20 protein-coding genes and 3 pseudogenes are annotated in these 22,808 nt (G+C 70.5%); 16 read left to right on the forward strand and 7 right to left on the reverse strand.

Annotated features, from left to right (window positions below; translation table 11 throughout):
• From BCY76_RS08505 to BCY76_RS18560, 8 genes and pseudogenes are all read left to right on the forward strand, one after another.
• Window positions 1-1,341: pseudogene (locus BCY76_RS08505) on the forward strand (aldehyde dehydrogenase family protein); the annotation flags it as partial.
• A 14-nt stretch (window positions 1,342-1,355) separates the two neighbouring features.
• The gene (locus BCY76_RS08510; protein ID WP_070159840.1) at window positions 1,356-2,933 is read left to right on the forward strand and encodes a GMC family oxidoreductase; all 1,578 of its coding nucleotides are present in this window, start codon (window positions 1,356-1,358) and stop codon (window positions 2,931-2,933) included.
• A gap of 68 nt (window positions 2,934-3,001) precedes the next feature.
• Window positions 3,002-3,949: an ABC transporter ATP-binding protein gene (locus BCY76_RS08515; RefSeq protein ID WP_070159838.1), complete on the forward strand. Its 948-nt coding sequence runs from the start codon at window positions 3,002-3,004 to the stop codon at window positions 3,947-3,949.
• The gene (locus BCY76_RS08520) at window positions 3,946-4,719 is read left to right on the forward strand and encodes an ABC transporter permease (protein WP_070159836.1); all 774 of its coding nucleotides are present in this window, start codon (window positions 3,946-3,948) and stop codon (window positions 4,717-4,719) included. The genes BCY76_RS08515 and BCY76_RS08520 overlap by 4 nt, the downstream gene beginning before the upstream one ends.
• 50 nt (window positions 4,720-4,769) lie before the next feature.
• Window positions 4,770-5,852, forward strand: coding sequence for a sensor histidine kinase (locus tag BCY76_RS08525; RefSeq protein ID WP_170922634.1), 1,083 nt, complete (start codon window positions 4,770-4,772; stop codon window positions 5,850-5,852).
• Window positions 5,849-6,466 carry a response regulator transcription factor gene (locus BCY76_RS08530; protein ID WP_070159832.1) on the forward strand — a complete coding sequence of 206 codons (618 nt, stop codon included), beginning with the start codon at window positions 5,849-5,851 and terminating at the stop codon, window positions 6,464-6,466. The genes BCY76_RS08525 and BCY76_RS08530 overlap by 4 nt, the downstream gene beginning before the upstream one ends.
• Before the next feature lie 16 nt (window positions 6,467-6,482).
• Window positions 6,483-6,998: an MFS transporter gene (locus BCY76_RS18555; protein WP_237090054.1), complete on the forward strand. Its 516-nt coding sequence runs from the start codon at window positions 6,483-6,485 to the stop codon at window positions 6,996-6,998.
• Window positions 6,999-7,083: 85 nt separating this feature from the next.
• Entirely contained in the window at window positions 7,084-7,746 is a 663-nt protein-coding gene (locus BCY76_RS18560; RefSeq protein ID WP_201791101.1) for an MFS transporter, read from the forward strand.
• A 1-nt stretch (window position 7,747) separates the two neighbouring features.
• Here BCY76_RS18560 and BCY76_RS08540 read toward each other — a convergent pair whose 3' ends face one another.
• Window positions 7,748-8,509, reverse strand: a complete 762-nt coding sequence (locus BCY76_RS08540) for a histidine phosphatase family protein (RefSeq protein WP_070159830.1) — start codon at window positions 8,507-8,509, stop codon at window positions 7,748-7,750.
• Window positions 8,510-8,565: 56 nt separating this feature from the next.
• Here BCY76_RS08540 and BCY76_RS08545 point away from each other — a divergent pair, with 56 nt between their 5' ends.
• From BCY76_RS08545 to BCY76_RS08550, 3 genes are read left to right on the forward strand one after another with little or no spacing between them, the layout of a single operon-like run.
• The gene (locus BCY76_RS08545; RefSeq protein ID WP_070159828.1) at window positions 8,566-8,871 is read left to right on the forward strand and encodes a hypothetical protein; all 306 of its coding nucleotides are present in this window, start codon (window positions 8,566-8,568) and stop codon (window positions 8,869-8,871) included.
• Window positions 8,872-8,903: 32 nt separating this feature from the next.
• Window positions 8,904-9,233, forward strand: coding sequence for a hypothetical protein (locus BCY76_RS17530; RefSeq protein WP_139827696.1), 330 nt, complete (start codon window positions 8,904-8,906; stop codon window positions 9,231-9,233).
• Complete coding sequence (locus BCY76_RS08550; protein WP_139827697.1) at window positions 9,143-10,084, forward strand: DNA recombination protein RmuC; 942 nt, start codon at window positions 9,143-9,145, stop codon at window positions 10,082-10,084. Before BCY76_RS17530 ends, BCY76_RS08550 begins: the two co-directional genes overlap by 91 nt.
• Before the next feature lie 37 nt (window positions 10,085-10,121).
• On the opposite strand, the pseudogene BCY76_RS08555 reads toward BCY76_RS08550, so the two are convergent.
• The 3 genes and pseudogenes from BCY76_RS08555 to BCY76_RS08565 form a co-directional block, all read right to left on the reverse strand.
• A pseudogene (locus tag BCY76_RS08555) lies at window positions 10,122-11,779 on the reverse strand (SLC13 family permease).
• A gap of 93 nt (window positions 11,780-11,872) precedes the next feature.
• Window positions 11,873-12,982 carry a 4-hydroxy-3-methylbut-2-enyl diphosphate reductase gene (locus BCY76_RS08560; RefSeq protein ID WP_070159824.1) on the reverse strand — a complete coding sequence of 370 codons (1,110 nt, stop codon included), beginning with the start codon at window positions 12,980-12,982 and terminating at the stop codon, window positions 11,873-11,875.
• A gap of 32 nt (window positions 12,983-13,014) precedes the next feature.
• The gene (locus tag BCY76_RS08565) at window positions 13,015-13,947 is read right to left on the reverse strand and encodes a hypothetical protein (RefSeq protein WP_070159823.1); all 933 of its coding nucleotides are present in this window, start codon (window positions 13,945-13,947) and stop codon (window positions 13,015-13,017) included.
• Window positions 13,948-14,098: 151 nt separating this feature from the next.
• Here BCY76_RS08565 and xseA point away from each other — a divergent pair, with 151 nt between their 5' ends.
• Window positions 14,099-15,763, forward strand: a complete 1,665-nt coding sequence (gene xseA / locus BCY76_RS08570; RefSeq protein WP_237090055.1) for an exodeoxyribonuclease VII large subunit — start codon at window positions 14,099-14,101, stop codon at window positions 15,761-15,763.
• A 23-nt stretch (window positions 15,764-15,786) separates the two neighbouring features.
• Here xseA and BCY76_RS08580 read toward each other — a convergent pair whose 3' ends face one another.
• The 3 genes from BCY76_RS08580 to BCY76_RS08590 form a co-directional block, all read right to left on the reverse strand.
• Window positions 15,787-16,776, reverse strand: a complete 990-nt coding sequence (locus tag BCY76_RS08580) for a PPK2 family polyphosphate kinase (protein WP_070159821.1) — start codon at window positions 16,774-16,776, stop codon at window positions 15,787-15,789.
• A gap of 10 nt (window positions 16,777-16,786) precedes the next feature.
• Window positions 16,787-18,025 carry a pyridoxal phosphate-dependent aminotransferase gene (locus BCY76_RS08585; protein WP_070159819.1) on the reverse strand — a complete coding sequence of 413 codons (1,239 nt, stop codon included), beginning with the start codon at window positions 18,023-18,025 and terminating at the stop codon, window positions 16,787-16,789.
• A 75-nt stretch (window positions 18,026-18,100) separates the two neighbouring features.
• Window positions 18,101-19,093: a glycine betaine ABC transporter substrate-binding protein gene (locus BCY76_RS08590; RefSeq protein WP_070159818.1), complete on the reverse strand. Its 993-nt coding sequence runs from the start codon at window positions 19,091-19,093 to the stop codon at window positions 18,101-18,103.
• A 117-nt stretch (window positions 19,094-19,210) separates the two neighbouring features.
• Between BCY76_RS08590 and BCY76_RS08595 the strand changes: the two genes are divergently transcribed.
• The 4 genes and pseudogenes from BCY76_RS08595 to BCY76_RS20380 form a co-directional block, all read left to right on the forward strand.
• Window positions 19,211-20,989 carry a tetratricopeptide repeat protein gene (locus BCY76_RS08595; protein WP_070159816.1) on the forward strand — a complete coding sequence of 593 codons (1,779 nt, stop codon included), beginning with the start codon at window positions 19,211-19,213 and terminating at the stop codon, window positions 20,987-20,989.
• Complete coding sequence (locus BCY76_RS08600) at window positions 20,986-22,107, forward strand: HAMP domain-containing protein (protein WP_237090056.1); 1,122 nt, start codon at window positions 20,986-20,988, stop codon at window positions 22,105-22,107. Before BCY76_RS08595 ends, BCY76_RS08600 begins: the two co-directional genes overlap by 4 nt.
• Complete coding sequence (locus BCY76_RS19200; RefSeq protein WP_070159813.1) at window positions 22,104-22,463, forward strand: sensor histidine kinase; 360 nt, start codon at window positions 22,104-22,106, stop codon at window positions 22,461-22,463. The genes BCY76_RS08600 and BCY76_RS19200 overlap by 4 nt, the downstream gene beginning before the upstream one ends.
• A pseudogene (locus BCY76_RS20380) lies at window positions 22,460-22,741 on the forward strand (response regulator); the annotation flags it as partial. The gene BCY76_RS19200 and the pseudogene BCY76_RS20380, both read left to right, overlap by 4 nt.
• Window positions 22,742-22,808 lie beyond the last annotated feature (67 nt).

The following is a 22,808-nucleotide window of genomic DNA, read 5'->3' on the forward strand; positions in this document are numbered from 1 at the left end:
GCCGCGGCGCGCCGGCCTTCGCTCCCGCGAATGGGCCGACACCCCCGCGGCCCAGTCGCGAGAGCTGCTGCTCGCGGTCCGCCGCGGCGGATGACCGAGCGCAAGGACGAGTTCGCCCGGGCCGAGGCCCTGGACACCGGCAAGCGCCTGGTCGAGGCCGAGATCGACATGGACGACATCATCGGCTGCTTCAAGCACTTCGGGAAGCTTGCGGACTCCGACCCGGGGCGCCTCGTCGACGCCGGGGACCCGACGGTCATCTCCAAGGTGGTCTACGAGCCGGTGGGCGTCTGCGGCATGATCACCCCCTGGAACTTCCCGCTGCTGCAGGCCGCCTGGAAGATCGCCCCCGCCCTGGCCGCCGGCAACACGTTCGTCCTCAAGCCCGCTGAGCTGACCCCGCACACCGCCATCCTGATCATGGACGTCCTGGACAAGCTCGGGCTGCCGGCCGGTGTGGCGAACCTGGTCACCGGTGCCGGCGCCGCCGCCGGCGCCCCGCTGGCCTCGCACCCGGACGTGGACCTCATCTCCTTCACCGGTGGACTGGTCACGGGCCGGAAGATCGCCGCCGCGGCCTCGGAGACGGTCAAGAAGGTCGCCCTGGAGCTGGGTGGGAAGAACCCCAACGTGGTCTTCGCCGACGCCGACTTCGACGCCGCCGTCGACAACGCCCTGAACGCGGGCTTCCTGGACTCCGGGCTGGTCTGCTCCGCCGGCAGCCGACTCATCGTCGAGGAGTCCATCGCCGAGAAGTTCGTGGACGAGCTGGTCCGCCGCGCGGAGAACATCCGCATGGGCGGCCCCTTCGACGAACAGGCCGAGACCGGTCCGCTGATCTCCGCGGAGCACCGCGACAAGGTCACCGACTACGTCACCCGCGGCGTCGAGGAAGGCGCGACCCTGCGCACCGGCGGCCACTGGGGCGGGGAGGAGCATAAGGAGGGCTACTTCTACGCCCCCACAGTGCTCACCGACGTCCGCCGCGGCATGAGCGTGGTCATCGAGGAGGCCTTCGGCCCGGTGATCACCGTGGAGACCTTCACCACCGAGGAAGAGGCCATCACCACCGCGAACGACACGAACTACGGCCTCGCCGGCGCGGTGTGGACCTCCGACGCCGGCCGTGCCCACCGAGTCTCCTCCCGGCTGCGCCACGGCACCATCTGGATCAACGACTACCACCCCTACCTGCCGCAGGCCGAGTGGGGCGGCTTCAAGCAGTCCGGCATCGGCCGTGAGCTCGGCCACGCCGGCCTGGACGAGTACCGCGAGGCCAAGCACATCTACCAGAACACCGAACCGGCCGTCTCCGGCTGGTTCTCCATGCCCGAGAAGTGAGTGAGGAGACCTTCGTGACTGAGAAGACCTTCGACTACGTCGTCGTCGGCGGCGGATCCGCCGGCGCCGCCGTCGCCGCCCGCCTCAGCGAGGACGCCGACGTGACCGTGGCCCTGCTGGAGGCCGGCCCGACCGACACCGACAAGGACGTGGTGCTGCAGCTCAACCGCTGGATGGAGCTGCTCGAGTCCGGCTATGACTGGGACTACCCCATCGAGGAGCAGGCCAAGGGCAACTCCTTCATGCGGCACGCCCGCGCCAAGGTGCTGGGCGGATGCTCCTCCCACAACTCCTGCATCGCCTTCTGGGCGCCCAAGGAGGACATGGACGAGTGGGAGCAGCTGGGCGCCGCCGGGTGGAACGCCGAGTCCACCTACCCGTTGTTCCAGCGTCTGGAGACCAACGACGCACCGGGCGACCACCACGGTCGCTCCGGCCCGGTGCACCTGATGACCATCCCGCCGCACGACCCCTGCGGCGTGGCCCTGCTCGACGCCTGCGAGCAGGCCGGCATCCCGCGCACCGAGTTCAACTCCGGCGAGACCGTGGTCAAGGGCGCGAACTTCTTCCAGATAAACCGGCAGCAGGACGGCACCCGCGCGTCGTCGTCGGTGTCCTACCTGCACCCGATCCTGGAACGGGAGAACCTGACCGTCCTCACCGACAGCTGGGTGCGGAAGATCCTGATCGACGACGACAAGCGCGCCACCGGCGTGGAGATCGTCGCCAACGCGTTCGGCCGCGGAGAGACCATCACCGCGAACCGGGAGGTCATCGTCTCGGCCGGGGCCATCGACTCCCCGAAGCTGCTCATGCTCTCCGGCATCGGCCCGGCCGAGCACCTGGCCGAGCATGGCATCGAGGCTCTCGTGGACTCCCCCGGGGTGGGTGAGCACCTGCAGGACCACCCCGAGGCCGTGATCGGCTGGGACGCCAAGCAGCCGATGATCACCGAGGGCTACCAGTGGTGGGAGATCGGGATCTTCGCCGACACCCGCGAAGGCACCGACGTCCCCTCCGACAAGCCCGGGCGTCCGGACCTGATGATGCACTACGGCTCGGTGCCCTTCGACATGCACACGCTGCGGCAGGGCTACCCCACCAGCGAGAACACCTTCTGCCTGACCCCGAACATCACCCACGCGAAGTCCCGTGGCACGGTGCGCCTGCGCTCCCGCGACTTCCGGGACAAGCCGAAGGTGGACCCGCGGTACTTCACCGACGCGGAGGGCCACGACATGCGCGTGGCCGTGGAAGGCATCAAGCTGGCCCGGCAGATCGTCTCCCAGCCGGCCATGGCCGACTGGGCCGGTGATGAGCTCTACCCGGGCAAGGACGTGCAGACCGACGAGGAGATCGCCGACTACGTGCGTCGCACGCACAACACGGTCTACCACCCGGCCGGCACCGTCCGGATGGGCGCGGTGCAGGACGAGATGTCCCCGCTGGACCCCGAGCTGCGGGTCAAGGGCGTGACGGGCCTGCGCGTGGCCGACGCCTCGGTGATGCCGGAGCTGACCACGGTGAACCCGAACATCACCACGATGATGATCGGCGAGCGCTGCGCCGACCTGGTGAAGGCCTCCCGCTGACATCTGTCATGGGGCATCGATGACATCGTCCCTATGATCTTCGCGACGCCCCGGGCGAGACTGATGGCATGAACACCGCCATCATCTCCGCCCGGGGCGTCTCCATGTCGTTCCCCGACGGCGCCGGGGGCCGCACTCAGGCGCTCGACGGCGTCGACCTGTCCGTCACCCGCGGCGAGGTCCTCGCCCTACTGGGCCCCAACGGGGCCGGCAAGACCACGCTGCTGGACACTCTGCTGGGCCTCACTGTCCCGGAATCCGGCCAGGTGCTGGTCGACGACGACACCCCGCGGGCCGCCGTCCAGTCGGGTCGGCTCTCCGCCCTGCTCCAGACCGGGGGGCTGCTGCCCGACCTCACCGCCGCGGAGACCGTGCGCATGGTCGCCGCCCTGCACCGGGACCCGGCCGATGTCGACGAGGTCATGGACATCGCCGGGGTCCGGCCGTTCGCCTCCCGGCCCGTGGGCAAATGTTCGGGCGGGCAGCAGCAGCGCCTGCGGTTCGCCCTCGCGCTGCTCCCCCGTCCGGAGATCATCATCCTGGATGAACCCACCGCTGGCATGGACGTCTCCGCCCGGCATGAGTTCTGGGCCCGGATGCGTACGCAGGCCGACGACGGCGCCACGGTCATCTTCGCCACGCACTACCTGGAGGAGGCCGAGCAGTTCGCCCGACGCACCGTGCTGATGGACCGCGGGCGAGTGCTCGCCGATGGGCCCACCGACGAGGTCCGCTCCCGGGCCGGGGCCGCCCATGTGGGCGTCGTCTGGACGCCCACGCCGGAGGAGCTCGAGGCGGTCCCGCACGTACTGTCCGTGACCTCTGAGGGACAGCGCATCAGCTTCCGCACCGACGACGCCGACGCCCTGGCCAGGCACCTGCTCACCCGGACCGGGGCTCACGGTCTGACGGTCCGCCCGGCGAGCTTGGAGGAGGCCTTCCGGCTGCTGACCGAGGACCCCGCGTCCGAGGACGCTGCATCGGAGAACGCCGCATCTGAGGAGGTGCCGGCATGAGCGGGCACTACCGACTGGGGCGGTACATCGCTCTGGACTTCTGGCGGAACCTGCGCAACATCGGAAACAGCTTCTTCGTGATCGTGCTGCCGACTGCGCTGTTCCTGTTCTTCGGCACCACCATGGACTGGTCGGACAATCCGGTGGGTGAAGGCAATGTCAGCGCGTGGACGATGATCGCGATCGCCTCCTACGGCGCGGCGATGGCCACCACCTCCATGGCCGGGGCCGCAGCCCTGGAGATCCAGCAGGGCTGGGGGCGCCAGCTGGCGCTGACCGCCATGCCGCACGGCGCCTTCGTGGTGGCGAAGTCAGTGGTCGCCGTCGGCATCGCGGTGCTTCCGGTGGTGGTGCTCAACGTCGTCGGCATCCTCACCGTGGCGGACATGCCGCCGGGGGTGTGGCTGGCCACGGCCGCACTCACCGTGCTCGGCTCCCTGCCGTTCGCGCTCTATGGGCTGGCCATCGGCCTGAGCTTCCGCTCCGACGCCGCCGTCGGCGCCGCCACGGGACTGCTGGTGATCTTCAGTTTCCTGGGCAATGCGTTCATGCCGCTGGACGGAGTCCTGCTGGACATCGGCCGGTTCACCCCGATGTACGGAGTGGTGGCGCTGGCCCGGTACCCGCTCACCGACGGGGACCTGATCTCCATGGGGGCGATGGGTGAGACCGACCCGCTGTGGGCCGTGCTGGCGAACGTGCTGGCCTGGACGATCATCTTCGGTACCGCCTGCCTGTTGCTGCAGCGACGCCGGACCTCCCGCCGCTGACCGGCGGCGGGGCGGAGAGGGGTCTTGGCATGATGGGGCAGGATGGTGCCATGGGGATTCGCATCTACCGGCTGCTCTACGCCGGCATCTGGCTGGTGTTCCTGAGCCTCCCTGTGGCCTACGCATTCGACCCTGAGGTCTCCCCCGGCGCGAGGCTTCTCGCCCTCGGCGCCACGGCCGTCTTCATCGGCATCTACATCGCCCACTTCTGGCGCGATGTCCCGGCGTTGGAATCCCCAGCGGGGGTGCGTCGGACAGTGCTCATCGTGATCATCCTGGGCCTGCTCGCGGCGGCCACCCTCCCGGCAGCCGGATATGCGGCGATCTCCTTCGCCCCCTTCCTGACGGCGTCCCTGGTCTTCGCTCTGCCGGTACGCCCCGGGGTGCTCAGCGGGATCGCCGTGTGGGTGCTCGCCGCCCTGGCCTGTCTGCCCTTTGCGGCGTCGCTGTGGCCGATCCTCGGCACGGGCCTGGGTGTGCTGTTCATCGTGCTGATCCGGTTGGCGGACAGCATGGAGCATCGGCAGCAGGCCGCCGAGGAGGAGCTGCGGCGCGCGGCGGAGCGGGACGCGATCGCCCGGGATGTGCACGATGTGCTGGGCCACTCCCTGACCGTGCTGTCCATCCGTGCCCAGCTGGCGGCCCGGCTCATCGACCGCGACCCGGCCCAGGCCCGGGAGGAGGTCCAGCGCATCGACGCCTTGGCCCGTGAGTCCTTGGGCCAGGTCCGCTCCACGGTGGCCCGGCTGCGCACTCCGCGGCTGGAGGCCGAGCTGGACTCCGCGCGGGAGGCCCTGTCCGCTGCGGGCATCAGCGCCGAGGTCACGTCCGAAGGGCAGCCTGACTCCGCCCATGCGGAGCTGTTCGCCTGGGCGCTGCGGGAGGCGGTCACCAACGTGGTCCGGCATGCGGAGGCGACATGCTGCCGGATCCGGGTCCAGCCCCAGCGGCTCCAGGTGGAGGACGACGGCGTGGGGCTGCCCGGTGATGCTGAGGGGACCGAGGCCGGACAGGGTCAGGGCCTGCGTGGTCTGAAGGAACGTGCGGCCGGAGCAGGCGCGGACCTTCAGCTCAGAGAATCCAGGATTCGCCCGGACCGTCCCGGCACCGTGGTGGAGGTGGTCCTGTCATGACTTCCCCGACGATCCGGCTCCTGCTGGCCGATGACCAGGACCTCGTGCGAGGCGGACTCGCCGCCCTGCTGTCCCTGGAGCCGGACCTGGCGGTCGTGGCCCAGGTGGGCCGCGGCGACGAGGTGATGCCAGCCGTCCAGGCACACCGGCCCGACGTCGCTCTGCTGGACATCGAGATGCCCGGGCTGGACGGGATCGAGGCGACCTCCGCCGTCGTGGGCTCCGGGGCGGCGTGCCGGTGCCTGATCGTGACCACCTTCGGTCGGCCCGGGTACCTGCGGCGCGCCATGGAGGCAGGGGCCGCGGGATTCGTGGTCAAAGACACCCCGGCCGAGCAGCTGGCGCAGATGGTCCGGCGTGTGGCCGCGGGACACCGGGTGGTGGACCCTGCTCTGGCCGCCGACTCCCTGTCCGGCGGCATCGACCCGCTGACGGCCCGGGAACGTGAGGTGCTTCGCGCCGCGGCCGACGGGGCCTCGGTGCGGCACATCGCCGAACAGCTGCACCTGTCCCCCGGCACCGTGCGCAATCACCTCTCCGCCGCGATCGGCAAGACGGAGACGGAGAACCGGTATGGGGCGGCTCGCGTCGCCCGGGAGCGGGGCTGGATCTGATGCGGGCGCCCTGCTGATGCGCAGCAGTCTCCTGGACCTGACCCCATTGCGTGACTCCGCAGCGTTCCGGCGTCTCTGGCTGGGCGGCACCGCCTCCGCGTTCGCCGCGCAGCTCGCGGTCATCGCCGTGCTGTTCCATGTGTGGGAGGAGACCGGCAGCCCACTGGCCACCGGCCTGGTCGGCCTGGTCTCCGCCGTGGCGATGACCGCCGGTTCCCTGCTGGGCGGCACCGCAGCCGACGTCCACGACCGGACCCGGGTGCTGCGCTGGACCACGCTGGGTCAGCTCTTGGCCGCTCTCGGGCTCACCGTGCAGGCGTTGCCCGGGCTGGCGCCCGGAGGGCACTCCGGTGTGGCTCTGGTGCTGGGACTGGTGGCCGGCAACGCCTTCTGCGCCGGGTCGGGGCGGCCTCCCGGCGCAGCCTGCCGGCCCGGTTCCTGGAGGCCGCCCAGCTGCCGGCGGGGATCGCGCTGCTGCACCTGGGGACGCAGGCGGCGATGCTGCTGGGCCCGGCCCTGGGTGGGGTCCTGATCGGCGCGTTCGGCCTGGCCACCTGCTTCGGCGTGTGCGGCGCGGCGCTGACCGTCGCCTGGTGGACGGTGCTGCGCCTGCCCGCGTGGCTCCGCCTCCAGGGTCCGGCGCCCGCCCCTGGGCGATGACCTGGGAGGGTGTGCGCCACGTCAGCCGGCCCGGCGCCGTGCGGGGCGCCTTCGGCACCGACCTGTTCGCCACGCTGCTGGTGATGCCGGTCTCGCTGTTCCCGATGATCAACGACCTGCGCCTCGACGGCGCCCCGGAGACCCTGGGACTGATGACCACCTCTGTAGCCGTGGGCGGTCTGCTGGCCGGGGTGCTCTCCGGGACGGTGGTGCGCCGTCAGCGGCTCGGTCGGATCCAGTCCGCGGCGGCAGCGGTGTGGTGTCTGGCGCTGATCGGATACGGCCTCAGCCCCGCCCTGGCGCCGATGCTGCTGTGTCTGGCCCTCGCCGGTGCCGCGGACACCGTCAGCGTGATCACCCGTGGGGCGATCGTACAGCTGGTGACCCCGGACTCACGCCGCGGGAGGGTCTCCGCGGCGGAGCATGTCATCGGTGCCGCGGGTCCGGATCTGGGCAACGCCCGTGCCGGCCTGGTCGCGCAGCTGGTGGGTGCTCCAGCCAGCTTGGTGGGCGGCGGAGTGCTGGCCCTGGTGGGCATCGGCTGGATCGCCGTACGGAACCGGCACCTGCGGGACTTCCGGCGCTCAGACGAGCGCTGGACGGACCGAGGTGAACCGTGAACTACAGCGCCACGCTCTCCGCGGCCGGGTTCAGGAGCTCCGGGGAGAGGTTCAGCACCCGCAGCCGGGACTGCGCGATGATCTGTTCATCGGTCAGTGCGGCGATCTGTGCGGACTCCTGGTCCTGGCTGCGGCCGTCGTCGAGCCCGCCCTTCGGCAGGGAACTGGACACCGGCCCCAGCGTCAGCGGCACGTCCACCACCGTCACCGACGCGGGCGTCAGGGGGATGGACTGGGCCCGGTCGATCAGGCCCAGATGCTCCAGCAGCACCCGCAGCGCCGCGCCGTGGCTGACCGCGACGGCGGTGCGCACCTCGAAGCTCAGGTCCGGCGAGGCGGTCGGCTCGATCTGCGCGGTATCCCGCACGATTCCGCAGAAGGCGGAGAGCATCCTCTCCGCCAGCTGCTGGTGGGACTCTCCCCCGGCCGGCGTGTAGGTTCCGGCCCGCCACCCAGCGAACTCCTCCGCTTCGCGGTCACGGATGTCCGCGGCGTAGGCGCCCTCCCACTCCCCGAGGTTCTGCTCCATGAGCTCGTCCCATACCCGCGGCTGCAGGTCCAGTCCGAACTGCGCGAAGGTCTGCTGGGTGCGCACCAGGGTGGAGACGTGCCCCTGGAGCGGGTTCTGCGCCCTGACGAAGCCGCCGGTGATCGCGGCCTGCCGCTGTCCCGAGGACGCCAGGGAGATGTCGGAGCGGCCCTGCAGCCGGTGGTCGCGGTTCCAGTCGGTCTCACCGTGGCGGCACAGCAGCACGCGGATCATGGCAGGGCTCTCCTGAAGATGGGGATCTGGTGACGAGGACACTCTATGCTCGAACGATGACACAGGCCCAGCGGAGCAGCAGCGGATCGGCCTCCATGACGTACCACTGGTTCTTCCCGAACGCCGACCTGGTCCGGGAGGTCCATCTGAACCTCGAGCACTCCCCTCGGCTGGCGGCCCGCGTTTCGGCACGCGACGTGACGGCGCTCCGGGATGCGCGCGCCGTCGCCGTCATCGATGGGCTGGCTCCCCTGGACTGCGACCCTCTGCTGGCCTCCCTGGACCCCGACGATCCGCTGGGACGCCTGGTGGGACCGCATCTGCCGCACGGCCCCGACTGCCCCTGCGAGCCGTTGCCCTGAACCTGTCACAGGAGGGTGGAATGCTGGTGGGCATGGAATCTTTGCTGTTTCTCCTCGGTCTGCTGCTCGGCGTGATCCTCGGGGCGGTGGGCGCCGTCGTGCTGCTGGGCCGACTGCGCCGGGAGCCGGAGGACGATGATCGGGATCAGCTGCGGGAGGCGTGGCATGCCGCTCAGCTGGACGCCGAGGCGGCGAAGGCCCGCCTGCAGGCTCTGGAGCAGCGCCGGGACGACGACGCCGAGCCGCCCGTGAACGCGAGTCCCTGGTGGAGATGCTGCACCCGGTGCGCCAGGGCGTCACCGAGATGCAGCGCCGCATCCAGGAGCTGGAGAAGGAGAGGGCCGCGCAGCATGCCGCGCTGAGCCGGCAGCTCACCGAGGCCGCGCACAATGACCAGAAGCTCTACGACTCCACGCAGACGCTGCTGGGGAGCCTGCATTCCACCTCCGCGCGGGGGTACTGGGGCGAGGTGCAGCTGCGCCGCATCGTGGAGGCCGCCGGGATGATCCCCCATGTGGACTTCGTGGAGCAGCACACCGGCACCGGCGGGGACGGCGCCATGCTCCGACCGGATATGGTGGTCCGCCTGCCGGGGAATCGCCAGCTGATCATCGACGCCAAGGCCCCACTGAGCCCGGAGGATCCCGCCGCTCAGGCGAAGGCGCTGAGGCACCATGTGGGAGTGCTGGCCTCCAAGGACTATGCCTCCACGGTGGAGCACTCCCCTGAGGTCATCTTCTGCTTCGTGCCCGCCGAGTCTCTGCTCTCCTCCGCCCTCGAGGCCGAGCCGGAGCTGCTGGACCACGCCCTGTCGCGCGGCGTCTCGCTGGTCTCTCCCGCGTCGCTGCTCGCCGCGCTCAAGGCGGTGGAGACATCCTGGCGGCAGGAGCGGCTCGCGCAGAACATCCGCGAGATCGTCGAGCACTCCCGAGAGCTCTACCGTCGCCTGGCCAAGATGAACACCCACCTCTCCGCCACTGGCAACCGACTGCGCCAGGCGGTGAGCGCCTACAACCAGCTGATCGGCAATATGGAGCGCCAGGTGCTGCCGAAGGTGGAGACGATCAGTCGGCTGCAGCTCGCCCCGACCGAGGACGAGCCCGGCGGCGACGAGCAGGCTCCGCTGGAGGACCTCGGCGAGACCCTGACGTTGGACCACGTCGACGCCGAGGTCAACGACCTCGGCCCGCGGCTCTCTCGCGGCGCGGAGTGAGCCTGTGCCGCCCTTCTCCGGGCGGCACAGGCTCAGGTCACAGGCTCAGTCCGAAGACCCACAGCAGCAGCGTCATCGACACCAGCGTGATGACGACGACGGCGGCGACGTTGAGCCACACGCCTCCCTTGACCATCTGTCCGATGGTCACGTACCCGGAACCGTAGGCGATCGCGTTCGGCGGGGTCGCCACCGGCAGCATGAAGGCGCAGGTGGCGGCCAGCGCCACCGGGGCTGCGAGCACCAGCGGGTCCACCCCGGTGCCCATCGCGACGCCGGAGGCCACCGGCAGGAACGTCGCCGCCGTCGCCGTGTTGGAGGTCATCTCCGTCAGGATCAGCACGCCGGCAGCAGCCAGCAGCACCAGCACCCAGACGGGCACGGTGTTCAGGCCCTCCATCTGCTCACCCATCCAGGCGCTCAGGCCGGAGGCAGAGAACTGCGAGGACAGCGCGAGCCCGCCGCCGAAGAGCAGCAGCACGCCCCACGGCAGTTTCGCCGCGTACTCCCAGTCCAGCAGACGGCCCCCACGCTGAGCCCCACCGGGCAGCAGAAACAGCAGCAGCCCCACCACCATGGCGATGCCGGCATCGGAGATGAACGGGTCATCCATGCCCATCAGCTGCTCGGACACCAACGGATGAACACCCAGGCCACCGCCGCGGCCACGAAGATCAGCAGCACGCGCAGCTCCCCCGAGCTCATCGGGCCCAGCTTGCGCAGCTCGCGGCTGATCAGATCGGCACCACCCGGGATGGTCTTGATCTCGGGGCGGAACAGGAACCGGGTGAGGACCACCCACACCACCACCAGCATCACGATCGCGATCGGCACACCCACCAGCATCCACTGGCCGAAGCCGATGGTGACGTCATGGTTGCTGGCCATATGGCCCACCAGCAGAGCGTTCGGCGGGGTGCCGATGATCGTGGACACCGAACCCACCGACGCGGCGTAGGCGATGCCCAGCATCAGGGCGGTGCCGAAGTTGGACTTCACCGCCTGGGCCGTCTCCCCCGGATCGGCGTCGCCGTCGGCGTCGGCGGCCGAGGCTGTGGCAGGGTCCTCCCCCTGGGTGATGCGGTGGACCAGCATGAGCACCGAGATGCCGATGGGCAGCATCATCACGGCGGTGGCGGTGTTGGAGACCCACATGGACAGGAACGCGGTGGCGATCATGAATCCACCGATGAGGTTCGCCGGCTTCGAGCCCATGGCTCGCAGCGTCATCAGGGCGATCCGCCGGTGCAGGTTCCATCGCTGCATGGCCAGGGCCAGCATGAACCCGCCCATGAAGAGGAAGATGATGTTGTGCCCGTAGTTGGCACCGATGACGTCGACGGTGACCGGGTCGTCGCCGGCCTCCGCGGCGGGCACGAGCACCGGGAAGACGACCAGGGGCACCAGTGCGGTGGCCGGGATCGGGATCGCCTCGGTCATCCACCACACCGCCATGAGGACGGCGGTGGCGGCGGTGAGCCGCGGCCAGACCTCGAGGTCGCCGGGCATCACCAGGTAGATGAGCACGGCACCGAGCAGTCCGCCGAACAGGCCGATCATGCGGCGCAGGAAGGTCGGCTTCGGCAGGGGTTCGGCTCGGGCGCCCACCGAGAGGTGCTCACGCTGATCGCGGGCAGAGGTCTGCGGGTCGTACTTCTTCAGGTGGTCGCCGGTGACACGGGAACTCGGGGTCATCATCGATCTGCGCTCCTGGTCTGAGGTCGTCAGGGCGTCACAGATCACACACCGTGACGCACCGCACAGATTCTACCCCGTGGTAGTTCTGCCTCAGTCGCGCTTGCGGCCCCCGCGCGTGTTCGACTCGTCCCCGACCTCCTGGAGCGCCTTGCGGATCTCCTTAGGCAAGCTGAAGATGATGTCCTCCTCGGCGGTGACGACCTCCTCGACGTCGTCGTAGCCGTACTCCTCCAGCAGCCGCAGCACGTCCTGGACCAGGACCTCCGGCACCGACGCACCAGAGGTCACCCCGATGGTCTGGGCGTCCTGGAACCAGGCCTCGTCCACCTGGTTGGCGAAGTCCACCCGCTCGGCGCGCGTGGCCCCGTACTCCTTGGCGACCTCCTTGAGCCGCACGGAGTTCGAGGAGTTCGCCGAGCCCACCACGATCACCAGGTCGGTCTGCGGGGCCACCTTCTTGATGGCGGCCTGCCGGTTGGAGGTGGCGTAGCAGATGTCATCGCTGGGCGGGTCCTGCAGGTTCGGGAACCGCTCCTTGAGCTTCTGCACGGTCTCCATGGTCTCGTCCACCGACAGCGTGGTCTGCGAGAGCCAGATGAGCCGGTCCGGGTCCGGGACCTCGATCTGGTCGACCTCCCAGGGGCCGTTGACGATCGTAGTGCTCTCCGGCGCATGCCCGAAGGTGCCCTCGACCTCCTCGTGCCCGTCATGGCCGATGAGCAGGATGTGATAGTCGTCCTTGGTGGTGAATCGGACGGCCTCCCGGTGGACCTTGGTCACCAGCGGGCAGGTCGCGTCGATGGTCCGCAGCTTCCGGTCCTCGGCGGTCTGCTTCACCGCCGGGGAGACGCCGTGGGCGGAGAAGATCAGCAGCTCACCCTCGGGGACCTCGTCGGCCTCCTCCACGAAGATCACGCCCTTCTCCGTGAGCGTGTCCACCACGTGGCGGTTGTGCACGATCTCCTTGCGCACGTACACCGGGGGCCCGTAGCGCTCCAGGGCCTTCTCCACGGCGACGACGGCGCGGTCCACTCCTGCGCAGTAGCCGCGCGGGGCGGCGAGCAGCACCTTCCGATCGCCCGAGAACGACGATGCGGCGGCCACCTCCTCCGGGCTGCGGCGCTTGCGCGGCACCATCGGCGTGGGCACGGAGATGTGCCGGGCGCGCGAAGGAGCTTCCGTGGTCGCACTGGTAGTCATGCGGCCCAGTCTACCGGCCGGACCCCGCGGAATCAGACCCGGTGCAGGGGATCGTGACCCACGGAACGTCGCCCCCGCGCACCGGTGGCCGCCGCCCCCAGCAGGCCGATCACGACGGCGGCGCCTCCTGCGGCGGAGAAGACCCACCAGGCCGGCTGGGCCCAGTCCGTGAAGCGTCCCTCCACATGGTCCAGCAGCACCGCCACGGCCTCCGGCACCGGCTGGTGCGGGGTCATGTCCGGGGAGGCCACGGTCAACGCCATCCAGATCCCCGCCACCACGGCGACCAGCCCGGCCAGCGTCAACGCCGCCCAGCGTCCTCTCCCCGCGCCGATCAGCAGCGCCAGCGCACCCAGCACGACGGCGGCCCCGGCGATCATGGGCCAGTGGCGGGCCGCCTCGGCGGCGGTCGCCCAGGGGTAGGGATCCACGCCGTCCTCGGCGAGGGCGTCGAGGTCGACGACCACTTCAGGGGCCAGTGCGTCGAAGCTGGACTCGTCGAGGAACGGCAGCCAGCCGAGGATCCCGTCGAGGCCGTCGCGCAGGGGCTCGGTCATGGCTGCCGCCACGGGGCTGAGCTCCAGCGTGATGTCCAGATCCTGGGGGGATCCGGTGCCGCCCTCGTGGAACAGCCGGTCCAGCTCGGCGTCCACCCCTTCCCGGGTGGTCTGCAGAGTCTCGTCCCAGGCCTGGAGGGTGCGGTCCTCCTGCAGCAGGGATCCGGCGACCCCGGAGACGGCGTCCCGCACCCCCGAGGGCAGTGCGTCGACGTCCTGACCGGTGAGCTCCTCCGCCAGGAGCCCCACCACGGCCTCGCCGAAGGGCTCCTGCGCGGGAAGATCTCCGGCGATCTCCCGGACGGGCTCCTCCTCGCGGAGCAGCTGGTCGATTTGGCCTCCGGCGAGCGCGGCCGCCGCCAGCAGGGCGGCGAGCAGGGCGCACAGTGTGCTGAGCAGGTGTCGCACGAGCCTCCTGTCCGCGTCCCGACTGCGTTCCTCCACAGGACGGGACAGCCCAGGGGCGTCGTCCACAGTCCGGTCGGCCGGGAGGAACGTGTCGGCGGGGATGAGTAGAGTGTCTGGCAGCACCGATGGTACCGGCGTCCGAGGAGGAACAGTGACCCAGGCACACCCCGGGGACGGTCCGCAGCGCTCTGCGATGCCAGCCAACAGCCGGGAGACCTCTCCGGAGACTCCGTGGCCGCTGAGCCACTTCTCCGGGAAGCTCAAGGCGCACATCGAGAAGGTCACTCCCACCTGGGTGGAGGGCCAGCTGGTGGAGTTCACCCTGCGCAACGGCAATGCGTGGATGACGCTGCGGGACCTGGAGCAGGAGGTCTCCTTCAGCGCGGTGGCCTGGCGCAACGTCGCCTCCGGGCTCGACGGCGTGGTCCAGCCCGGCTCCCGGGTGGTGGCCCAGGTGCGTCCCAACCTCTATGAGAAGACCGGCAGGCTCTCCCTGGTCACCCAGCAGATGCGCCCGGTGGGTCTGGGCGATCTGCTGGCCCGCGTGGAGCAGCTGAAGAAGCAGCTGGCCGCCGAGGGGCTGTTCGCCGCCGACCGCAAGAAGCCGCTGCCGGCGCTCCCGGCCCGGATCGGGCTGATCACCGGCCGGGACTCGGATGCGAAGAAGGACATCCTGCGCAACACCCACGCCCGGTGGGCCGCCGCGCAGTTCGAGATCCGGGAGGTCGCCACCCAAGGGGCCACCGCCCCGGTGGAGGTGGCCGCGGCCCTGGCCGAGCTGGACGCGGACCCGCACGTGGACGTCATCGTGATCGCCCGCGGCGGCGGCGCGCTGGAAGAGGTCGTCCTGCCGTTCTCCGACGAGCGTCTCATCCGTGCCGTGGCCGCCGCCCGGACCCCCGTGGTCTCGGCCATCGGCCACGAGGCGGACCGTCCCCTGCTCGACGAGGTCGCCGACGTGCGCGCCTCCACCCCCACCGGCTCGGCGAAGCTTCTGGTGGTGGACGAGGCGCTCGAGCGGGAGAACATCTCCCAGGCACGCGCCCGGATGTCCACCGGGGTTCAGCGCATGGTGGCCCGGGAGGCCGAATGGCTCAGCGCCGTGCGCTCCCGGCCGGTGCTGGCCCAGCCGGAGACCATGGTCACGGTGCGCGCCGAGGAGCTGACAGGGCTGCGCCGCCGGGCCCTGGTCTCCGTGGAGGCCTCCGTGGCACGGGCACGGGACTGGGTCGGTCAGGCCCGGGCCCGGGTCACCGGCCTCTCCCCGCAGTCCACGCTGGACCGCGGCTATGCGGTGGTCCAGACCCATGCCGACGACGGCGGCTGGACGCCGAAGGGCTGCCCACGGCGCGCGGCGGGTGCAGATCGTCCGCGACGCCGAGACGGTCGCCGTCGGGGCACCGCTGCGCGTGATGGTCGCCCGCGGAGAGCTGACAGCACGGACCGCGCGGGTGATCGCGGCCGAGGACGAGAACTGAACGAGAGAAGGCAGCACATGACGCAGAGCACGGAGCAGAACCCTGGGCAGAACCCTGAGCAGAACCCTGGGCAGAACTCTCGGGACGACCCCGGGCAGAGCTTCGCCGGAGCGCAGCTGGAGGACATCGAGACGATGAGCTACGAGCAGGCCCGGGAGGAGCTGATCGCCGTGGTCACCAAGCTGGAGACCGGCGGTGCCCCGCTCGAGGAGTCGCTCGCCCTCTGGCAGCGCGGCGAGGCGCTGGCCGACCGGTGCGAACGGTGGCTCGACGGCGCCTCCGCCCGCCTGGAGGAGGTCCGCCGCAGCTTGGAGGGTGCCGAACCCGACCAGGACTGAGCCGGAGCGGGTCTGGGTCGCGCTCAGCTGCTCAGCAGGCGCTGCCGCTCGGTCTCGATGTCGAACCCGGCCCGCGGCCACCCCAGCTCCAGGTCCTCCAAGGTGGCGATCAGCAGCTCCTGGACCGCCAGCCGGGAGTACCACTTCCGGTCGGCCGGCACGACATGCCAGGGCGCCCAGTCGGCGTCGGTGGCCTCCAGCAGCCCCGAGTACACGGTGCGGAACAGGTCGAAATCCGCTCGCGCGTCCGCGTCGGAGGGATCGTACTTCCAGTGCTTCTCCGGCCGGTCCAGCCGGGACAGCAGGCGCTCCAGCTGCTCCTGGTGAGACAGGTGCAGGAACACCTTCACCACGGCCACGCCGCGGCGGACCAGCTCCGCCTCGAACAGCCGCAGGACCTCGGTCCGCTCGGCCAGGGCCTCCGGGCTGAGCGTCCCCGTGACCGCCGGGACCAGCACGTCCTCATAGTGCGACCGGTCGAAGACCCCGACATGGCCCGGCGCAGGGAGCCGGCGGATGATTCGGCGCAGGAAATGCTCCCGCCGCTCCGCCTCCGTCGGTCGTCCGAAGCCCGCCACCGAGACGCCCAGGGGGTCCATCGACCCGACCACATGCTTGACGGTGCCGCCCTTGCCGGCGGCGTCCATCCCCTGCAGCACCAGCAGCACCCGAGGTCCTGGCGGCACCTCGTCCAGAGCGCCCGTCACCTCGGCGGTGAGCAGCCGGGAGGCGCGCTCCCCCTCCGTCGCCTCACCACGCGGCGCCCGGTGGACGAGTCTGTCCATGACGACGCGGCGAGTCTGCTCACCCGCGGCCGCCTGATGGGCCCAGAGTCGCTCCTGCGCCTCGGCCAGGACCTCGGCCCGCTCCGCAAGCAGCCTCCGGCCCCGCGCCTTCTTCCCGGAGCACTCCAGACGCCGGCGGGTGGGGACGTCGTCGAGGCTCAGCGGGGAGCCCCACCGATCGGCTCTGAAGATGCCGCGGGGGTCGGCGTCGAAGGGCTGGTCTCCCATGGCTGGCCTCTCAGCCGCGCGCCGCGGCGGTGCGGTACTCCTCCAGGAACTCGGCGATCCCGGCGATGGCGACCTCCAGGTCCTCCACGCTGGGCAGGGTGACGAGCCGGAAGTGGTTGTCGTCGATCCAGTTGAACGCCCGCCCGTGGGAGACCAGGATCTTCTGCTGCCGCAGCAGCTCGATGACGAACTGCTCGTCGTCGCTGATCGGGTACATCTCCGGGTCCAGGCGCGGGAACAGATACAGGGCGCCGTCCGCCTGCTCCACGGTGACCCCGGGGATCTCCGCCAGCAGCCGGTGCGCCGTGGTGCGCTGCTCGTAGAGCCGCCCACCCGGGGCGATGAGGTCCTCGATGGACTGGTGACCGCCCAGGGCGGCCTGGATCGCATGCTGGGCCGGCACATTGGCGCACATACGCATGTTCATCAGCAGGGTCAGGCCCTCCAGATAGTTCTTCGCCCGGTGTGTGGGCCCGGAGACGAAGATCCATCCGGACCGGAAGCCCGCCACCCGCCAGGTCTTCGACAGTCCGGAGAACGTGATGGTGAAGACGTCGTCGGCCAGCGTGCAGACGTTGACCATCTCCGCGTCGTCGAAAGTGATGTTCTCGTAGATCTCATCGGCCAGCAGGATGAGGTTGTGCCTGCGGGCGATGTCCACCATCGCCTCCAGGACATGGCGGGGGTACACCGCCCCAGTGGGGTTGTTCGGGTTGATGATCACCAGGGCCTTGGTGCGGTCGGTGACCTTCGACTCGATCTCCTCCGGGTCCGGCCACCAGTGGTTCTGCTCGTCGCAGACGTAGTGCACGGCCCGGCCCCCGGCCAGGGTGGTCGCACCGGTCCACAGCGGGTAGTCCGGAGCGGGGATCAGCACTTCGTCCCCGGGGCCCAGCATCGCCTGCAGCACCATGGTGATCAGCTCGGAGACCCCGTTGCCCAGGTAGATGTCATCCGGGTCGGTGTCGGTCATGCCGCGGGACTGGTAGTACTGGGCCACCGCGATGCGGGCCGAGTAGATCCCCTGCGAGTCCGAGTAGCCCTGGGCGTTCGCCAGGTTGTTGATCATGGTCATCCGGATCGAGTCCGGCGCCTCGAAGCCGAACGGGGCCGGATTGCCGATGTTCAGCCGGGTGATCCTGTGCCCCTCGCGCTCCAGCCGGGCCGCCTCCTGGGCGATCGGGCCGCGGACGTCGTAGCGGACGTCCCGAAGCTTGGGCGACTGGGTGAAATCCTCGAACTCCTGCATTCCCCCATCTTGCCTCACCGCGGGGCGGCCCGGCGCAGATGACACCCTGAAGACTCCTCGCGCACTCCGCGAGGCTCAGCCCCAGTCCTCCGGCTCGGCGATGAGGTTCTCCTCCACCAGCCAGTACTCAGCGGCCTCCTGCGGGTCCAGCCCGTCGTCGCCGTCGATGAGCTGCCGTAGGGTCACCATCGCCTCGTCGTCCAGCCGGGAGGCGATCTGGTCCACCACATCAGGCATCTCCTCGGAGATCCCGGCGTGGACCACCGGGACATGCTGCTCCTCTCCGAACGCCTGTTCCCCGTCCTGCAGGGCGACCAGCGCGTGCTCCAGGATGCCCGGATGGGAGTCGGTGATGATGGCCGCATCGATCTCGGCGGTGATCACCTGATGCAGCAGCTCCGCCTCGGTGCCCGTGAGGACCTCCTCCGGCTCACAGTCATAGAGCTCCTCCAGCAGCGGCTCCGGATCCGGCAGGTCCTGCCGAATGCCGATGCGCAGTTCGTCACAGGCGGCGGCGAAGGCGGGATCGTCCGCCTCGGCGCTGAGGTCGATCTCATGCTGCTCCGCTGTGACCGTGGTGATGACCATGGCGTTCGAGAGCACGGCGGCAGCCGGCTCCAGCAGCTCGGTGCCCGGCGCCTGGGCCTCCAGCTGGGACTCGACGACGGCCAGCAGCTCCTCCGCGGACGGACCCGGCTCCACCTCCTCGGCCGTGTCGTCCTCCGCCTGCAGCTGCTCGGCCAGCGGCAGCGTCCGTGCCAGGACCATGTCGTAACCGGGATCCTGCTCCTCGGCCATGGCCAGGACGAGATCGCCGACGTCGGCGTCGCGGGGCTCCACCACCGCAGGGGTCTCCCGGGAGTTCAGCGCCAGCGAATAGATGTGCGCCACCGTCCGGTCCAGTCCGTGGTCCGGAACCGCGATGGTCCACGCACGTTCGGCCGCCTCCCCCGTCGGCTCCTGGGCAGGCGGCGGCCCCGAGCAGGCCGAGACGACGAGGAGCACCGGAAGAAGCACCGGAAGCAGGGCCGGAAGCAGGGCTGAGCGACGGCCGGGCGGAGAGGTCATGGCTGCCATTCTAGGGGCGGACAGCCGGCCTGCAGCGCGCAGCAGGAGGCACCGTGGCCGCACACGCGCGACGGCGTCCGTGCACGTCACGCGCCCTGAACGCTTAGGCTGGAGGTGATGACACGTGATCCTGCCGATGTCGAGGTGGAGCTCAGCGGTGCGGCGCCGCTGATCACCCGTCTGCAGTCCCTGCTCCACGGACCGCAGGCCGATGAGCCGCGCGCCGAGACCGCGCGCGGCTGGCTGGACCTGGCCTACGAGGCCGCCTACGGCGAACGGTATTCAGCCGCCGCTGCCGCCGCACAGGCGGGCCTGTCCGCCGCCGGCGGGCAGGACCCGGAAAACCGGCTGATGCTGCTGCGGATCCTCGCCGGCGTCCACGAGATGCGCGGCGACACGGAAGCCTCCACTCCCTACGTGACCCAGCGTGTCGCCCTGCTCCGGGAGCTGGGGCGCACGCGCCAGGCCCGTATCGAAGAGGAGCTGGGCCCGATGCTGCTGCGAGAACCCGATCACGTGGAGGGCGAGATCCTGGCCCGTGTGGCCGAGCAGCTGCGCGACGAGGATGCGACCGCTGGCCGACCCAGCCTGGAGCTGGCCGATGTGCTCTCCTCCCAGGCGGTCCGGGTGCTGCATGACGAGGGCCCCGAGGCCGCTCTGCCGGTGGTCGAGGAGGCCGTCGACATCCTCATCCGCCTGGATCGCCCCGAGGCGCTGGCCGGGGCCCGTATGTTCCTGGCCCACACGTTGCTGCTCACCGGCGAGTCCGCCCGGGCCCTGCACGTGGCCGAAGAGGTCATGGCCGCGCCGGCGAACCGTGCGGTCCGCGGAGCGATGGCGATGCTGCGGGCCACCATCCACCACCATGACGACCGGCCCGAGGAGGCGATCGCCGACGCGATGACCTCCACCGAGCTCTACGCGGCCTGCGGAGTGCGCAAGGGTGCGGCCTCCGCGGCGGCCCTGCTGGCCAGCCTGACCTCCGCCGCCGACCAGGACGAGACCTCCGTGCTGGCGTGGCGGGTCGCCGTCCAGCAGGCCGAGCTCGGTGAGTTCCCCGAATCGCGGATGCTCACCCTCGCCCTGGGCCAGCAGCTGCTCGAGCTCGAGCGGTTCGAGGAGGCAGAGAAGGTCCTCGACGCCCTCTCGGTGCGGCTGACGGGATCCTCCGAGGACGCGTCCGTGCGCGCGCGGGCGCTCATGGGTCTCGGCCACGCGGTCACCCAGCAGAAGCGCCCCCTGGAGGCCATGGCGCACTGGGAGGAGGCCGCCGCCCTCTTCCGCTCGGTGGACGAGATCGAAGAGTCGGCGCGGGCCCACCTCGCCGCCGGTTCCCTGGCGGCCTCTCTGGAGCGCCTCGACGCCGCAGAGTCGCACCACCGCAAGGCCCTCGAACTGGCCCGGACCTCCCAGGAGGACGACCCTGCGGTGCTCGTCCAGGCGCTGCATTCGCTGGGCCATCTGCTGACCCGCACCGAGGACCCCTCCGGGGTGGCGCATCTGCAGGAGGCCCTCGACGTCGCCCAGGAGCACGGCACCGACTGGCAGGTCGCCGACATCACCGACTCCCTGGCGCGCGGCTATGTGGCCCTCGGCGACGGCGCCGCCGCCGTCGCCCGCGCCCTCGACGCCGCGGACCTGTTCCTCGCCGCCGGGGACGATCGGTCCGCCGGCGGGGCGGAGATCTTCGCCGGGAAGGTCCTGCTGGAGATGGGCCGCGCGGACGAGGCCGAGGCGATCCTGCGCATGGCCGTGGGCGACCGGCAGTCCGAGCATGATCTGGTCGCCGAGGCTCTGGAAGGGCGCATCGACGCGCTCATGCGGCAGGGCAAACCCGAGGAGGCCGCCGAGCTGCGGCGGGAGCTCACGCGCCTCAAGCGCCGGATGAAGCCGTGAGACAGCTGACCGTCCGCACGCGGGCGCTGCTGATCATGGTGTTCCTCACCGTGCTCACCCTCGTGCTCGCCGGCACGGCCGCCTACCTGCTCCAGCGCGTCGAGACCTACCGGACCATGGACGACTCCCTGGCCCGGACCGTCACCGAGTTCATCCAGCTCGGCGAGGACGGCAACGACCCCGAGACCGGAGAGCCGTGGCGCACCGCGGACCGGCTCATCTACGTGGGCATGCAGCGCACGCTGCTGGCCGAGAACGAGTCCATGGTCGCGATGCGAGAAGGGAACGTACGCCAGACCCCCAACGCACAGCAGCCGGTGCGGCTGGAGAACGACCCTCAGTTCCTGGACTGGGTCCTGGCGCAGGATCCCATCACCGAGCGGCGCATCCAGACCGTGACCACCGATGTCTCCACCTACCGCGCCGTGGCCGTGCCGGTGCAGATGGCCGAGGACGACTCGCACACCCTGTTCGTGCTGGCCGTCGACGTCGAGGCAGGGATGACGGCCCTGAACCGGACGTTCCTGACCTACGCCGGAGTCGGCCTGGGCGCGGTGGCGATCACCGGAGTCGTCGGCTGGCTGATGGTCGGGCGCCTGCTCGAGCCGATCCGGCGGCTGCGCCAGACCGCCCGCTCCATCACCGAGACCGACATCTCGCGGCGCATCGACGTCCACTCCCGGGACGACCTCGGCGAGCTCACCGTCACCGTGAACGAGATGCTGGACCGGCTCGAGACCGCCGTGACCTCCCAACGCCAGCTGCTCGACGACGTCGGCCATGAGCTGCGCACCCCGCTGACCATCGTGCGGGGCCACCTCGAGCTGGTGGACGCCCACGACCCCGACGACGTCGTCGCCACCCGTGACCTCAGCCTGGATGAGCTGGACCGCATGAGTCGGCTCGTGGAAGACCTGGTCACGCTGGCAAAGTCCGCACAGGTGGACTTCCTCGCCCCGGCCGCCACCGATGTGGACCTGCTCACCGACCAGGTCTTCGACAAGGCGGCCCTGCTGGGTGACCGCAGGTGGCGGCAGGACGGCACGGCCCGGGCCGTCGTGCCCCTCGACGCCCAGCGCATCACCCAGCGTGGCTGCAGCTGGCGCACAACGCCGTGAAGTTCTCCGAGCCCGGTTCCGAGATCGCGGTGGGCTCCGCGCTGCGCGGCGGCGCCCTGCGCCTGTGGGTGCAGGACTCCGGTGCCGGGATCAGCCCCGAGGACCAGGAGGCGATCTTCTCCCGCTTCGCCCGCGGGACGAACTCCTCCCGCACGGAGGGCTCCGGGCTGGGGCTGACCATCGTGGACAGCATCGCCCAGGGCCACGGCGGGTGGGTGGACGTCATGTCCTCCCCGGGTCATGGATCCACCTTCACCATCGTGCTGCCGATCCAGAGTCTCGAGATGCTCCAGACCGCCCGCCCGACCGCCCCGACCAGCCTGACCAGTCTGACCAACCCAGGAGGGACCCGATGAGCAGGATCCTCGTCGTCGAGGACGAAGAACGGATCAGCGCATTCGTCGCCAAAGGACTCCGAGCCGCCGGCTTCGAGCCGCACATCGCCCGCACGGGGACGGAGGCGATCGTGGCGCTGGCCAACGCCCACTTCGACCTGGTGATCCTGGACCTCGGGCTGCCCCAGATGGACGGCTTCGAGGTGCTGCAGAAGGTCCGCTCCACCGGCAACGCGGTGCCGGTGATCATCCTCACCGCCCGGTCCTCCGTGGAGGACACCGTCCAGGGGCTGTCCTCGGGTGCCCAGGACTACATGGCCAAGCCGTTCCGGGTGGAGGAGCTCGTGGCCCGGGTCCGGCTGCGCC

It is taken from the genome of Nesterenkonia sp. PF2B19 (genome assembly GCF_001758425.2).
GTDB lineage: Bacteria > Actinomycetota > Actinomycetes > Actinomycetales > Micrococcaceae > Nesterenkonia > Nesterenkonia aethiopica.